The organism is Paenibacillus glycanilyticus NBRC 16618, assembly GCF_004000805.1.
In the GTDB taxonomy this organism is placed as follows: domain Bacteria; phylum Bacillota; class Bacilli; order Paenibacillales; family Paenibacillaceae; genus Pristimantibacillus; species Pristimantibacillus glycanilyticus.
On sequence record NZ_BILY01000015.1, the window covers coordinates 40,969 to 55,803 of the forward strand.

The window sequence follows — 14,835 nt, forward strand, 5'->3', positions numbered from 1 at the left end:
TTACCCCTCCTTCGACTCGTAGTGAACCCAGTATTTAGATGACAGGAACAACACGGCTGTCAGTACAGACACGATAATCAACATGATCCAAGCCATTGCCGATGCGGTACCCATATCGAAGAATTGGAAGCCTTGGCGGAACAGATACAGCGAATAGAGCAAGGTGCCGTCCAGCGGACCGCCCGTGCCTTTGGAAATAATGTAAGCCGGAACAAACGTCATGAAAGCTCCGATTGTTTGCATTATGGCATTAAACAATATGATCGGTGTCAGCATGGGCACCGTTATTTTAAAGAATCGGTTAAATCCGTTTGCGCCGTCTACGCTTGCGGCTTCGTATAAGCTGACCGGTATGTTCTTTAAGCCTGCCAGGAAGATCAGCATCGAAGATCCGAACTGCCATGCCGACAAGGTTATGAGCATCCACAGCGCTGCCATCGGATCGGCAAACCATCTGACCGCATCCAGGCCGACAAATTGAAGCAATCCGTTAATAATCCCTTTATCGCCGTACAGGTTGCGCCACATGATGGATACGGCTACGCTGCCGCCGATAATGGATGGAAGGTAAAACAAGGTCCGATACACGCCGACCGCTCTCGAAGCGGTATTAAGCAGCATGGCAACCATAAGGGCGAAAAACAAACGAAGAGGAACTCCGATAAATACGTACAGGAACGTGACCTTTAACGATTTCCAGAATTTCTTGTCACTCGTGAAGAGATCATGGTAATTGTCAAAACCAACCCAAGAAGGTGTTGTAAACAGATCATAATCGGTAAACGACAAATAGAGGGATGCCAAAATCGGAACAAAGGTAAATACAAGAAAGCCGACAACAAAGGGGCTGATAAACGCGTAACCCGTCAAATCTCTCTTAAAGATCGCTTTCATTCGGACCAACTCCTGCACAAGATTCGCTACCGGTGAAACGGCTGGCGCCCAGGAGGAGCAGCACACGTTTCGCGGTGAATATAAGCCTTTTATAAAGGATGGCTGGCCGTTTGCGGCCAGCCATCCTGCCTGTCATTCTTATTTGTTCTTGGCTAATATCGCATTGGCTTCCTCGCGGAATTGCTTAGCGGCATCTTCCGGCGTAATTTGCTGGAAGTCCATTTGCTCCGCAAGCGAGCTGAACAAGGTAATAATCTCTGCTGCGCCAATCGGATCCGGCGGATCCATTTGCGAGCTGTTATCTTGCGCCCATGCCACATAATCGAATACTTGCTGTTGAGCTGGTTCAAGCGTTGGTTTGATTGCTTCGATAACTTTGCTGTTTACGGGTACGCCACGGTCGCCTTTGATCAGCTTGTTAGCTTCAATATCATTGACGAAGAAGTTGATAAAGTCGGCAGCCGCTTCTTTTTGCTTGGAATTCTGAGCAATCGAGAAGTACATGCTTGGCTTCAGATAGAGACCTTTCACACGGTCGGGATTTGGCATATTTGCCATTTCCAGCGGACGGTTCGCCACTTGTTGAATGCCTACGAACTGGTTCGTCCATTGCCAGATCCCTACTTGCTGGCCTTTTACCATCAGGTCATCTTCCAGACCTTTAATCTGCGCTTTTACGTCCGGCGGAGGCGTGTCTCCGTCCTTCACAAGCTGAGCCAGCGGTTTGAAGAAGTCAACGAACAGCTGGTCGTCCTCATAACCAAGCGCATTGCCTTCCGCATTATAGAGATGCTGGCCTTTCGTACGCAGGTAGTAGCCGAAGAATACTTCCGGACGGAAGCCGTTATCGAAGTAGAGACCCGCTTCCTTCGCTTTCGAGGCGAGTGCGAAGTAATCATCCCAAGTCCAGTCATCCGCCGGCTTGTCTACGCCCAGCTTCTTCAGAAGGGCTGGATCGTATTGGAAGTTTACGGTGTTCACGCCAAGGTTAAAGCCATAAAGCTTGTCGCCCAGCTTACCGCCGGAGAGCGCGTTCTCCGAAATATCGGTGGTGTCAATCTGCTTGTTCAGGTAAGGCGTAAGATCGGCGAGCTGTCCTTTCGAACCATATTGCGACAGGTAGGAAATATCCATTTGCACAATGTCCGGCAGCTCGCTGGCAGCGGCCTCGGGAGCAAGCTTTTTCCAATAGTCGTCAAAGTTGGCGTATTCGGACTCGATCTTCACGTTTGGATGAGCGGTCTCATACATTTTGATAACTTCAAGCGTGTAATCGTGACGAGGCTGCGAGCCCCACCAGGCAATACGGAGAGTAATGTTTTTCCCTGCGTCCGTTTTGCCTGCATTAGCGGAAGTGCTTGCATTCGCGTTGGAGGCTTGATTTGCGTTGTTATTGTTGCCCCCGCCGCATGCCGTAAGAGTCGTAGCCAAGATGAGTGCGATTGCTGCTGATAGCTTCTTTCCCATGTTTCTAGCGCCCCTTCCTTAAACTATGTAAGTGTTTACATTTCCTATAGTACAGTTAAAAAGGAGAGCCCGGAATCGAATAACCAGTGATTTTTCATCAAAAAACAGACATCTTGTTTAGGATGTTTTCTTGAAATCCGATGGTGATTTCCCGGTATATTTCTTAAAGACCTGGCTGAAATAATGGGGATTATCGCCAAAGCCCAGCTGCTCCGCCAGTTCAAATACTTTAACGTCGCTGCTTGCCTCGATCAGCTCCAGCGCTTTGTCCATTCGCGTTTTCATGACATAGTTCGAGAATTTATCCCCCGTCTCTTTCTTGAACAGCTTGCCTAAATAATCCGCATTCATGTACAAAATCTCGCTTGCCGCCCATTGCAGGGAAAGGGCCGGATTGCTCATATGCTCGCTGACGATATTCATCATCTTCTGAATGATGCCGGAATGCCGGCAGGATTGAATCTCGTAGTTCTCCTGGCAGATTTGTTTGGCCGCATTCTCTACAAAGCTTTGCAGCGCCTGCAAGGTATTGAGAGACTCAAGCTTGGCCAGCAGCTGCAAATATTCGTTCATCCGCTTGGGTTCCGCCTGACGGATTAACGCTACATACAAGGGAATCACGTACGATTTGGCCGTGGAGTTATCCAGCCTAAGCCCCGCCAGAATCCGGAATGCCTCCTCCAGCTCCTTGTTCACCTCTTCCCAGTTGCCCGATTTGGCCGCCATGCAGAGCTGGGTATCGTCATACAAAAAGACCTGTTCCTCTTGCTCATCCTGCTGCTGGATATCCCGGACCGTGATAAGGCTTCCCCCGCCCAGATAGAAGCGATGATTCAGACAGCTTCGCGTATCCATGTACATCTTGCGGGCTTCCGCCAGTTCGCCGGCGTCGCTGATCGCTATCGTTGTATCCATCTTGAAATACCCGGTGAAGGTCCGCTTGACTTCCGCCAAAATGGCGAGAAGCTCGCTTTCGGGATACTGATCCCGGATCAGGATAAGCAGCTGGCTGCCTATCGTGGTGCTGAGCAGAATGGTAGGCTTGCCGATAATATCTTCGGCGATATTTTTAAGCGCAAAGAGATGATCGAACTCAAACGGACCCTCAAGCTGGCATAGCAGCAGCCTGGCTTCCAGATTCTCGAGCTGAATGCCGAACAGCCTGCCGTATTCGTCCCATTCGCGGCGCCCGTAACGCTTGTTCGTTACGTATTCTTTCAGAAACTGCTCCTTCGCGCTTGGGAGTACCTTCTTCAGCTCCTCTTGCATCCGCTGAAGGAAAGCATCGGTACGCCGTTCCTGATCAAGCTGTTCTACGACCGACACAATCGCTTCGGCGATCGTATTCTCGTTGCAAGGCTTCAGCAAATAATGCTTAACCCCGTACTGCATGGCTTGACGGGCATATTCGAAATCGCCAAAGCCGCTCAGCATGATGCACGCTGTATGCGGATAAGCCTCCTTTACCCGTTTCACCAGACTGAGACCGTCCATGCCCGGCATGCGGATATCGCTAATAATGATATCGGGCTGCTGAGCCTCGATAAATTGAAGGGCTTCCAAGCCGTTGCGCGCCGTACCGGCAAGCTGCGTTCCGTATTTATCCCAGTCCATCAGAGAAGCAATACCTTCCAGAATAATCCGTTCATCGTCAATCAACAGCACTTTATACTTCATGTTCTCTCCCCCATTTCGATTGGCAGATACAAGGTAATCCGTGTGTCTTGCTGCGGAACGCTCTCTACCCGAATGCCGTAAGCTTCTCCGAACAGCATCTTGATGCGGTCCTCTATGTTGCGCAGGCCGATTCCCGTTCCTCTTGGCTGAATTTCCCCGCTTCTAAGCTGATCGATGACATCCGGTGCAAGCCCCGGGCCGTTATCCGCTACGGTTATTGCAATGCCGCCTTCATATTCTTCTGCCGTAATCGTAATTACGCAAGCTTCGATCATTTGCTCCAGCCCGTAATGGATTGCGTTCTCCACAAGCGGCTGCAGGCTGAGCTTTGGCACATACACATTTAAGAGACGGTCAGGGATCCGGTTTTCGAATACAAGGCGCTCTTCGAATCGGATATGCTGGATCGCGATATAATGGCTGACCAGCCTCATTTCATCCTCAAGCATCACGGTTGGCTGCTTGTGGCTGATCGTGCTGCGGAGCAGATAACCCAGGGATTCAACCATAATAGAGATCTGCTTATGTCCGGCGATTTTGGCCGACCAGTTAATGGATTCCAGCGTGTTGTACAAAAAATGCGGATTAATCTGCGCCTGCAGCGCTTTGAATTCCGTATCCTTGATGGTCAGCTGCTTGACATAATTTTCGTTGATCAGCTCGTCGATCCGTCCCACCATCATCCGGAAATTTCGCTGCAGCTGGCCGGCTTCATCCTTCGCTAGATTGCGCTCCTCCGGTTCTTCCGCAAATTCGAAATGCCCGAGCTGAATCCGCTTCATTCTCTGATTCAGCCGTTCTATTGGCCCCGTTATGGAACGCGAGAAGCTGAGCGCAGCTCCCAGAATGAGAACCGAGAGTAGAATGTAGACGATAATAACGGTATTTTTCGCCGATTCCGTCGTATGGAAGATCTGATCGTAAGGCATCACGTTAACGTACACCCAATCCAGATAGCCGGAGGAATAATAGGTGATGAAATAGTTTTTGCCCGACAACGATACAATCTTGAAGCCCTGCTGTCCGGTTAGCTGCAAGGAAGTCAGATCCATTCCGTCAGGCTGGTCATGCGGATAGACCAGGTGGCCGCCCTTTTGCAGGATGGCAAAATACGCTTTGGAATTATCCGCCGAGGTTACAAGATCGCTATAGAGCCGGTCGATGTCGATCCTGACCGCCATATTGCCCAGATGATCCAGCTCCAGCCCGTCCACCCTGCGGATTTCCCTGCCCGCAATAAGAGCGTTATCGCCGTAATCCGGGAAGACAAACTGGACGCCGCCATTTGTTTTGTTGGTCTCATTTACGACTTGCGCGTTGCGTTCGGTTGACAAATTAATCATCTTGTAACCGTTTCCATATTGCTTCCTAAAAACATCCATCACATGAAACGACAGTATATATTTCTCGTTGCTGGTGAAGGTCAATAGCCGCTGGCGTATATTTACCGCGGTCAGATAGTTGCTGTACTCGGAGCCGCCTGCCTTAATCTCGCTCAAATAATCCTGAATGTAGCTGTCCGTCGCAATCTTGAAGGAAATCTTCTCCATATTGCGGAGCTCCTTCTCGACGCCTAGCGAAGCGCTGTTGAGAGCACTGGCGGATTGCTTGTAGATTTCCTTGTCGTAAGCGTGAAAGGCATACTTCATGACCGCAAAGGTCGCAATGCCGATAACCGCCATCATAAAAGCAAGCATGACAATTATTTTATATTTGATCCGCAAATTATAATAGAAAGCTAGTAACCCCTGCCTCAAGTTGTTTTCCCTCCAGTCTTCATGCGTAAGTATTGATTATGAAAAAAAGGCAGCAAATACAGCGAGATCATCCCCGCAGTACCGCTGCCCGTAAATACATCCTCTTACGCAAGGTCACTGGCGGATAGACTTTTACCGGAGCGCTGTAATCTCCAGGAATCGTCCGTATCCATCATACCATGCCTCCCCTTGTTGAGGGCCGTAAATCGTAACCGGGAAAGAATCCCTGATAACACGCCGTGCTTCCCAAATATCCGCGAACTCGCCTCTTGCAATCCATTGAACCGCCAGGTTCCCGATCGCGCTGCCTTCCGCGGGTCCCGCCCATACCGGCTTGCCGATCGCATTCGCCGTCCACTGGCAAAGCAGCGTATTATGAATGCCGCCGCCGACCATATGAAGACCGTTAAACTGCTTGCCGGACAACCGTTCCGTCAATTCAAGCACATAACGATATTTGAAGGCGAGGCTTTCCAGAATGCAGCGGACGAGCGTGCCAGCATCCTCCGGAACCGGCTGATTCGTCTTCCGGCAATATTCCTTGACTCTCGCCGGCATGTCGCCCGGAGCCATAAATAAGGGATCATCCGGGTCGATAAAAGCCGTAAACGCAGGTGCTTCTCCGGCAAGCTTCACAAGCTCGGAGAAGCTGTAATCCTGTCCGGAACGCTCCCACTCTCTCCGGCTTTCCTGCAGAATCCACAAGCCCATAATGTTCTTCAGCAGACGGTAAGTGCCGCCATAGCCGCCCTCATTCGTAAAATTAAGCTGTCCCGCCTCCGCCGTCATAATCGGCTCCAGGATCTCCGTTCCGAGCAGCGACCAGGTTCCGCAGCTTAAGTAAGCGAAGGAACGTTCAAGCGCCGGTACGGCGACCACCGCCGATGCCGTGTCATGCTCAGCTACGGCATGAACGGCAATCGGTCCAAGGCCAAGCTCCTCCTGAACGGATGGCTGCAGATTCCCGGCGGGCGAGCCAGGCTGAAGCACTTGCCCGAACAAGGACTGCGAGAGACCAAGATGCTGCAGCAGCTCCTCATCCCATTCTTGCTTAAGCGGGTTGTACAGCTGAGTGGTCGTTGCGTTGGAAAACTCGTTGTGCATTTCGCCGGTCAGGAAATACCGAAGCAAATCCGGGATCATCAGGAAACGCTTCGCCGCAGCAAGCTGCGGTGATTGATTCAGCTTGGCCGCATAGAGCTGGTAAATCGTATTAAACGGCAGAAACTGAATGCCCGTCCGGTTGAATATTTCCGCAGGAGTTAATTCCTCCTGAAGTCTCTCCATCATTCCGGCGCTTGAGCGGTCCCGATAATGAAGCGGATTGCCAAGCAGACTTCCGTCAGCTGCGATAAGTCCGTAATCTACCGCCCAGGAATCAATGCCGATGCTAAGCGGCTGTATCCCCTTATGCTTGGCCTTAAGCAAGCCTTGCTTGATCTCGTGATACAGCCGCAGGATATCCCAGTGCAGACGGTCGCCCGTCTGCACCGGATCGTTAGGAAAGCGGTGGAGCTCTTCGGTTACGATCTTGCCATCCTTCAGACTGCCCAGGATCGCTCTTCCGCTGCTTGCTCCGAGGTCAAACGCCAATATGTCCGACAACCGGTCGCCCTCCTAACCGCGCTTCAGCAATACGTTTTGTTCGTATTCTTTCACTTCGCTGATCCACTGCTCGCGGACCGGAACACCCTTCGTAGCGCAATAGTAATCCCATATCGCGCCAAACGGATACGACTTGAATTCTTCGGTGAGCGCAAGGCGGGTCGTATAATCGCCTTCCAGCTCGATTTTCTTCAGTGTTTCCACCGGCTCGAGCATCGCGCGGAGCAATGCCTTGATTGTGTTGCGCGTTCCGACAACCCAAGCGGCTACCCGGTTAATGCTGGCATCGAAGAAATCAAGGCCGATATGGGTTGTGCCCAGCAGATCATGGCGAACCAGCTCTCTGCCGATCTCAAGCAGCTCATCGTCCATGATGACGACATGGTCACTATCCCATCTCATCGGGCGGCTGACATGAAGCAGAATGCCGCTTGTGAATAGAGCAAGGGAAGACAATTTATTCGAAATGACTTCCGTCGGATGGAAATGGCCCGCATCCAGACAGATCAGCTTGTTATTCTGCAAACCGTAGCCCATATAAAATTCGTGGGAGCCAACCACGTACGCTTCCGAGCCAAGCCCAAACAGCTTGCTCTCCACCGCGTCCAGGTTGTAATTCGGATCAAGCGGCTCGGCAAACACTTCATCGAGCGAAGCCTTCAGACGCTTGCGCGGTGTCATGCGGTCAACCGGATTATCCTTGAAGCCGTCGGGAACCCAGACGTTGGTCACGCAGGTCTGACCCAGCTGCTCGCCAAAGTAAGCGCCAATGCGGCGGGAAGCCTTGCAGTGGTCAATCCAGAATTGGCGGATCTCCGGATCCGGATGGCTAAGCGTAAAGCCGTCGCTCGATTTCTCATGCGAGAAGCAGGTTGGGTTGAAGTCGAGTCCAAGCCCCTGCTCCTTCGCCCAGATTACCCAGTTTTCGTAATGACGCGGCTCAAGCTGATCCAGTTCAACCTTTTCGCTCGTATCGGTATAGATCGCATGAAGGTTTACTTTATGCTTGCCCGGAATGAGGGAGAAGGCTTTCTCCAGATCGGAGCGTAGCTCCTCCGGCGTTCTTGCCGCGCCCGGATATTGGCCCGTAACCGAAATGCCGCCGGTCAATTCCTGGTCCGCGTTCAGGAAGCCTTTTACGTCATCGCCTTGCCAGCAATGCATGGAGACCTTGACCGTCTCCAGCTTGCGCAGTACTTCGTCCGTATCGATTCCATGCTGGGCATACAATGCTTTCGCCGCTTCGTAAGCTTGCTTTACATGTTGATCCATCTGTAGAGGCGCCCTCCTTCTTAGCGTGTGAATGCAGCCGGTACACCGCCGTCAATCGTCAGCATGCAGCCGGTTGTTTTGTCCGATTTCGAAGATGCGAAGAAGGCGATGCCTTCCGCAATATCTCTTGGATAAATATTGACGAGCAGCGTAGTCCGTTTGCGGTAGTGCTCTTCCAATTGATCCGGCTCGATGCCGTAAGCCGCGGCACGCTCGTTGCGCCATGCGCCGTTCCAGATCGCGGAGCCCTGCAGAATCGCGTCCGGCAGAATCGTATTGACGCGAATGCCGAATTCGCCGCCTTCCGCCGCGATGCAGCGTGCCAGATGAGCCTCCAGCGCTTTTGCCGAGCTGTAAGCCGTAACGCTCTTGCCTGCGAAGATCGAGTTCTTGGAGCCGATAAATACCATGTTGCCGCCAATGCCCTGCTGTTTCATCAGCTTGAACGCTTCACGGGCAACAAGGAAATAGCCGGTGCCAAGCACGTTAATATTCAAATTCCATTCTTTGAGAGAGGTTTCGTCAAACGGGCTGGATGTTGCGAGGCCTGCGTTGTTGACGATAATATCCACGCCGCCGTAGACGAGAGCTACTTCCGCATAAGCAGCCTGCACCGCTTGCTCGTCCGTAACGTCCATTTTCACGGCGTAAGCGCGGTTCTCGCCGTATTTGTCGTTGATTTCTTGCGCAACCTTCTGTGCGCCCTCCAGATTCAGGTCGGCCAGCACGACATGCGCGCCTTCCGATACGAGGCGGCGTGCCGTCTCGCTGCCGATACCGCCGGCACCGCCGGTAATGAAGGCAACCTTGCGGGAAAATTCGGCTTCAGCCGGAGCCAGCGACAGCTTGTAAAGCTCAAGCGGCCAGTACTCTACGTTATACGATTCGTTCGCGCTCAGCGATACGAAGCTGCCAAGCGCCGTAGCGCCGCGCATAACGGAAATCGCGCGATGGTACAAAGCGCCGCTTACTTGCGACAGCGCCCAGCTCTTGCCCGTGTTGATCATGCCAAGACCCGGAATGAGGATGACGCGCGGAGCCGCTTCGAACATCACGTCGCCTTCGTTTTTGTTTTCCTCGAAATAAGCTTTGTATTGCTCTTTATAAGCGGCAACGCCTTCAATCAATTTCGACTTCAGGCCGTCAATATCCTCCGCGTTAGGCGTCCAATCGATAAAGAGCGGAACAACCTTCGTATGAACGAGATGGTCCGGGCAAGCGGCGCCAACCTGCGACAGCTGCGGAGCGTCCGCGCCGCCAACGAAAGAAAGCACATCGTCTTGGTCGTCGAACGACAGGATCATTTTCTTCGCGTCGGATACGGCACCGCGGATCGTAGGCATCACCTGCGATACGATTTGACGGCGAACCTCGGCCGGAAGGGCTTCATGTTTCACGCCGCCGAATAATTTGGCTTCATTGACGCGATCTTCGATGAAAGCTTCTGCTTCATTAATAATCTTGATCGTCTGCGCATAGCATTCTTCGGACGTTTCGCCCCAAGTTACAAGGCCATGCTTCTCCATCAGAACAAGCTCGGCGTTAGGATTAGCCAATACGCCTTCCGCGATCATCTTCGAGAGAGTAAAGCCGGGACGCACGTATGGCACCCATACGAAGCGGTTGCCGAAAATCTCTTCCGCTAGATGGCGGCCGTTATCCGCGCAGCACAGGCTGATAATCGCATCCGGATGCGTATGGTCTACGTGCTTGAATGGCAGGAAGGCATGCAGCAAAGTCTCGATCGAAGCGCGCGGATGCTTCGCGTCGATCATGCAGTTGCCCAGGTAAGCAACCATTTCTTCGTCCGTCATGGCATCGCGTTCGAACAAAGGACGGATATCTTCCATGCGAAGACCGGTGAAGTTCGCCGCTTTCATCGAACCAAGGTCCGAACCGCTGCCCTTCACGTACATCACTTCAATATCGCGGCCGCGGAAATCTTTAACCGTCGTTTTCGTGGAAGTGTTGCCGCCAAAGATGTTGCACACGCGGCGGTCTGCTCCGATCAGGTTAGAGCGATAAACCAATTGATCGAGTCCGTTTGTGAATTCAGATGCTTTAGATGATTGCCATAAGCTTTGTACCATTTTGTTTACCTCCGAATACGTTGTTTTATCTTTATGTTTCGATAGTAACATGTTTGTTTATATTTGAAAACAAAAATATTTCGGGCATAAACAAATATAATCAAAAACAAAAAGAGCGGGAAAGCTCCCGCTCCCCGCTCCTGCCAATCGGCTACCTCCGAATAAAATCCGCAATCGTTACTTTTTGCCCGGTCCGCGCGCTTTCCAGCGCCGCATTAACCATAGCCATGCTGTATTGGTTATCCCGGCTGTCGGTTTCCGCCCTGCGGTTCTCCTCAAGCGAGAGGAACATCTCGTCGAGGCAGCCCGGATGCCCGGTTCTTTCCGAATGGGCATTGTATACCACGGAATCCGCCTCTACCCGTTCAAACGATTTAATGAACTTCCCTTCCTGAGGTTCCGGCGCAATCACTTCCGCAAAGGGGGCATCATGCCCGTTCCAGATCGCCGTCCCCTTCTCGCCCGTGATTCTCCAGTCTGCTTCCCACGACGTGTTTGCCCCTTCCGCACACCAGGAACCGCGGTAATTGAACACCGACCCGTCAGACATTTCGAAGATGCAGACTGCCGCGGCCGCCCCTTCGTACCAAGAGCCCGGCGGGTTAAATTCGTGGCAATAAACGGACACCGGATCTGCCCCCAGTATTAGGCGCGCCTGATCGAATGTGTGGATCGCCATATCGAGCAGAAGCGGACTTGCCATCGTTTCCCGGAATCCGCCGAAATGCGGCCCCAGGAAGAAATCCGCGTTCACAAAACCCGGCTTGCCAATCGTACCCGAGTCCAGCAAATGACGCAGCGCGCGAATACGGGGATCAAACCGCCGGTTTTGCATGACGGCATGCGATTTCCCCGTCTCCTCCGCGATCCGGATCAGATCCTTGCATTCCTCCGCGGTTTCCGCAAGCGGCTTCTCCCCAAAAATATTGCAGCCAAGCTGCATCGCCGTACTTGCAATCCGGTGATGGCTCGCGGGGATCGTTACGTCAAAGACAAGATTAGCGCCGGTCTGCTGGATAGCCTCGGCAAGATCGGTGAAAGTTGGGCAGCTTAGCCCCTTCTTTTCCCTCATTTTCTCGGCAAACTCCTGCTTGATATCGACTAAAGCGACAATCTCCGTATCCTTGCGCTCGATGGCCGTATCGATCCAGATGTTCGACATCCCCCCGCAGCCTGCTACTACAACTTTATATGTTGCGCTCATTCCCATGCACCCCTTATTTCGGATTCGGCACAAACTGTCCGCCGCGGCATTGCTTCAAATAGTTCAAGGCATGAACTTGTCCCGTCATCTCCAGCTCGTCGCGGTAGACCGGATCATGCCAGCCTTCGATATCGATTGTCCCTTGATAGCCGGCTTGTCTGAGAATGGTGATAACATCCGTCCAGTTCGTATCGCCAAAGCCAGGCGTCCGGTGCCACACGAATGGCTTTGGCCCATGAATGCCGTATTCCTTCACGATATCCCAAGCGATGGTTGCGTCCTTGCCATGGACGTGGAACACTTTGTCCACCCATTTGCGGAGCTGCGGAATCGGATCGATCAGCGAGACCATCTGATGGCATGGCTCCCACTGCAGACCGATATTGTCGGACGGAATCGCGTTAAACATCATTTCCCAAGCCGTCGGGTTATGCGCAATGTTCCAATCGCCGGCTTCCCAGGTGCCGCCCATATCGCAATTCTCGAACGCAATTCGCACTCCCTTATCCGCAGCCCGCTTGCCCAGCTCTCCGAATACTTCCGCATACCGCGGGATAGAGCTTTCAATCGATTCGCCGGTCAAACGTCCGGTAAACCCGGATACGATGTCCGTCCCGAACAAATGCGCATGATCGATCAGTCTTTCCCAGCTTGCAAGGGTATCCGCGTTATTTCCCGCGCCGGTCAACGGATTGCCAAAGATGCCAACCGTCGATATAATGAAACCGTATTCATCGGACAGCTCGCGAACCCGCTTCGCCGTCTCAACCAGATTCGTGTCGCCCGTTGTCTGCCAGAACGTCAAGCTGTAAGATTCGAAGCCGTGAGGAGCAATCTGAGGAATCACGCGCACCGCGTCGCCTCCGCCAACCAATGTTCCGATCCGAAGTATATTCGTCATATCATTACCACTCCTATGTAGGTGGATTAATTTTGAATGCAACCTCAGTATAGCGCGGGAAAACGGACGATTCTCGACCATTCTTGTGTTTTACTAGTCCAATATTGTGGAGTTGAATCTATCATGAGCTATCCGAAGGAACTGCGCGAGAATACTCGAATAGACGAGAAAATGCACCCGGTTCAAATTTTTTCGAACCGCGCTCTTCAGAAGAAGCCGGGCGAGCTGATTCTCTATTTGCATTGGCATGAGCATTTCGAAATTATCGTCATGCAGCAAGGCAGCGCCGTCTTTCATATCGACAGCGAATCTTACGAGGCTCTTCCGGGGGATGTTTTATTCGTGCCGGCCGGAGCGCTTCATGTCGGCTACAGTCTATGCGATGGAGAAATCTCTTACCTCGCTATCGTCTATAACAGCTCTCTCTTCCAGAATTGGATGCAGGATTCTCTTCATACGAAATATGTCCTGCCCTATTTGGAGGGCCGCGTACAGCTGCCGGTCAAGCCAACCCGGCTCGACCCGTCCTGCGCGGATTATTATTACTTGCTGGAGCAGGCCAACACGGAGTTTATAGAGAAGCAGCCCGCCTATCAATTGATGGTAAAATCGCAGCTTCATATGCTGCTTACTCTGCTGTCCCGCAAATTTCTGCCTCAGCAGCTTCCGGAGCAAGCGACCAATCAATACGTGCATAACCGCGAACAGTTCAAAGCATTAATCGAATATATTGAAGCCAGCTTTGCGGACAAGCAGACGGTAGCCGATGCGGCAAGGCGGATGAACCTGAACGTCCATCATTTCTGCAAAATGTTCAAAAAGCTGACCGGCCGGACTTTTATCGATTACGTCAACGTATGCCGGGTGAATGAAGCGGAGCGGCTGCTGCTCGCCGGCGATCTCTCCATTACCGAGATTGCGGGCCGTGTCGGCTGCGACAACTCCAATTACTTTACGAAGATGTACAGAAAGTACAAAGGCGTTGCCCCTTCCCAGCTCAGAAAACAGCTGGCCGACGCAAACAAAATCCCCTTAAGCGAGCCAATCGCCTAAGGGGATTTTTATTGAATAATCGCTCATTCTTAATTATTCATTGATTCTTAATTACTCGTTGATCCGGTACAAATGCCGGTACCCTAACTCCTGAGAGATCAGATCCGCATATTTTTTCACGTAATAGCTGTACTTCTCGATATTCTCCGCTGTAAAACGCAAGGTTGGGCCTGCGCAATTCAGCGAACCGATCACCGTATTTTCGTAAGAGAAGATGGGCGCGCCGATGCCCGTTGTCCCTTCCGTCGCTTCGCCGGAGGTGATCGCATACCCGCGCTTGCGGATCTGCTCCAGATCATTGGCAATATATTCTCTTGTTAAAAGCCGCAGAGATGGCAAGCCTTCCCAATCAATCTGATTCAAAATGGATTCCCTCGCTGAGGAAGTCATGTACGCCAGAATAACCCGATTGGAAGCCCCGATGACAAGCGGCAGCCTCAGCCCGATCGGCTCGGAAATTTTGAGCAGCTGCGGAGAATCGATATTGTCGATATACACGCCTTCGGTGTTCTCGCGGGTAGCCAGGTAGACCGTTTCCTTCGTCTTCTTCGACAGCTCTTCCATAAACGGTCTGGCAATGGAGCGGAACCGCAAGCTGTCCCACATCAAAAATCCGTATTTCATAATCGACAAGCCCAGCTTGTATTTCTTCGTCTTGCTGTTCTGGGAGACAAAGCCATGCTCCGACAAGGAAGCGAGAATGCGATGTACGCTCTGCACCGGCATATCGAGTTCGCGGCTGATCTCCGTCACGCTGACTTCCTTCTCGCTCCCCTGCGGCACTAGATAATCCAGTATATGTATCGCCTTCGAGATCACGGACATGAGCTTCGCCTCCATGTCATATTTTCGAACATCCCTATTCCATCTTATTGTAGAATGGACGTTTATCATTTGGCAATTCATTCTTTCACG

The 14,835-nt window shown here is 52.0% G+C and carries 11 protein-coding genes; 1 reads left to right on the forward strand and 10 read right to left on the reverse strand.

The annotated features are described in order from the left end of the window. The 9 genes from PGL01S_RS14005 to PGL01S_RS14045 form a co-directional block, all read right to left on the reverse strand. Positions 1-894: a carbohydrate ABC transporter permease gene (locus PGL01S_RS14005; protein WP_127495231.1), complete on the reverse strand. Its 894-nt coding sequence runs from the start codon at positions 892-894 to the stop codon at positions 1-3. Between the two features lie 138 nt (positions 895-1,032). Further along, complete coding sequence (locus tag PGL01S_RS14010; protein ID WP_127495232.1) at positions 1,033-2,361, reverse strand: ABC transporter substrate-binding protein; 1,329 nt, start codon at positions 2,359-2,361, stop codon at positions 1,033-1,035. 117 nt (positions 2,362-2,478) lie between these two features. Then, the gene (locus tag PGL01S_RS14015) at positions 2,479-4,038 is read right to left on the reverse strand and encodes a response regulator transcription factor (protein WP_127495233.1); all 1,560 of its coding nucleotides are present in this window, start codon (positions 4,036-4,038) and stop codon (positions 2,479-2,481) included. Beyond that, complete coding sequence (locus tag PGL01S_RS14020; RefSeq protein WP_127495234.1) at positions 4,035-5,795, reverse strand: cache domain-containing sensor histidine kinase; 1,761 nt, start codon at positions 5,793-5,795, stop codon at positions 4,035-4,037. Before PGL01S_RS14020 ends, PGL01S_RS14015 begins: the two co-directional genes overlap by 4 nt. A 132-nt stretch (positions 5,796-5,927) precedes the next feature. Then, positions 5,928-7,400 (reverse strand): rhamnulokinase, encoded by a 1,473-nt coding sequence (locus PGL01S_RS14025; protein ID WP_127495235.1) that lies wholly within the window; start codon positions 7,398-7,400, stop codon positions 5,928-5,930. A 12-nt stretch (positions 7,401-7,412) separates the two neighbouring features. Continuing rightward, positions 7,413-8,672 carry an L-rhamnose isomerase gene (gene rhaA, locus PGL01S_RS14030; protein WP_127495236.1) on the reverse strand — a complete coding sequence of 420 codons (1,260 nt, stop codon included), beginning with the start codon at positions 8,670-8,672 and terminating at the stop codon, positions 7,413-7,415. A 20-nt stretch (positions 8,673-8,692) separates the two neighbouring features. Further along, positions 8,693-10,762: a bifunctional aldolase/short-chain dehydrogenase gene (locus PGL01S_RS14035; protein WP_127495237.1), complete on the reverse strand. Its 2,070-nt coding sequence runs from the start codon at positions 10,760-10,762 to the stop codon at positions 8,693-8,695. Positions 10,763-10,913: 151 nt separating this feature from the next. Further along, positions 10,914-11,966, reverse strand: a complete 1,053-nt coding sequence (locus PGL01S_RS14040) for a Gfo/Idh/MocA family protein (protein ID WP_127495238.1) — start codon at positions 11,964-11,966, stop codon at positions 10,914-10,916. A 13-nt stretch (positions 11,967-11,979) separates the two neighbouring features. Continuing rightward, a complete protein-coding gene (locus PGL01S_RS14045; protein WP_127495239.1) occupies positions 11,980-12,867 on the reverse strand; it encodes a sugar phosphate isomerase/epimerase family protein in 888 nt (295 codons plus the stop codon). Positions 12,868-12,990: 123 nt separating this feature from the next. Between PGL01S_RS14045 and PGL01S_RS14050 the strand changes: the two genes are divergently transcribed. After that, positions 12,991-13,920, forward strand: a complete 930-nt coding sequence (locus PGL01S_RS14050; protein ID WP_127495240.1) for a helix-turn-helix domain-containing protein — start codon at positions 12,991-12,993, stop codon at positions 13,918-13,920. A 51-nt stretch (positions 13,921-13,971) separates the two neighbouring features. Here the strand turns inward: PGL01S_RS14050 and PGL01S_RS14055 are convergent, their stop codons facing one another. Further along, the gene (locus PGL01S_RS14055; protein WP_127495241.1) at positions 13,972-14,745 is read right to left on the reverse strand and encodes an IclR family transcriptional regulator; all 774 of its coding nucleotides are present in this window, start codon (positions 14,743-14,745) and stop codon (positions 13,972-13,974) included. Positions 14,746-14,835 lie beyond the last annotated feature (90 nt).

Bases quoted from the DNA above. Each gene is read 5' to 3' on its own strand.
- PGL01S_RS14005 (WP_127495231.1), bottom strand. From the start codon at position 894: ATGAAAGCGATCTTTAAGAGAGATTTGACGGGTTACGCGTTTATCAGC.
- PGL01S_RS14010 (WP_127495232.1), bottom strand. From the start codon at position 2,361: ATGGGAAAGAAGCTATCAGCAGCAATCGCACTCATCTTGGCTACGACT.
- PGL01S_RS14015 (WP_127495233.1), bottom strand. From the start codon at position 4,038: ATGAAGTATAAAGTGCTGTTGATTGACGATGAACGGATTATTCTGGAA.
- rhaA (WP_127495236.1), bottom strand. From the start codon at position 8,672: ATGGATCAACATGTAAAGCAAGCTTACGAAGCGGCGAAAGCATTGTAT.
- PGL01S_RS14035 (WP_127495237.1), bottom strand. From the start codon at position 10,762: ATGGTACAAAGCTTATGGCAATCATCTAAAGCATCTGAATTCACAAAC.
- PGL01S_RS14040 (WP_127495238.1), bottom strand. From the start codon at position 11,966: ATGAGCGCAACATATAAAGTTGTAGTAGCAGGCTGCGGGGGGATGTCG.
- PGL01S_RS14045 (WP_127495239.1), bottom strand. From the start codon at position 12,867: ATGACGAATATACTTCGGATCGGAACATTGGTTGGCGGAGGCGACGCG.
- PGL01S_RS14050 (WP_127495240.1), top strand. From the start codon at position 12,991: ATGAGCTATCCGAAGGAACTGCGCGAGAATACTCGAATAGACGAGAAA.
- PGL01S_RS14055 (WP_127495241.1), bottom strand. From the start codon at position 14,745: ATGTCCGTGATCTCGAAGGCGATACATATACTGGATTATCTAGTGCCG.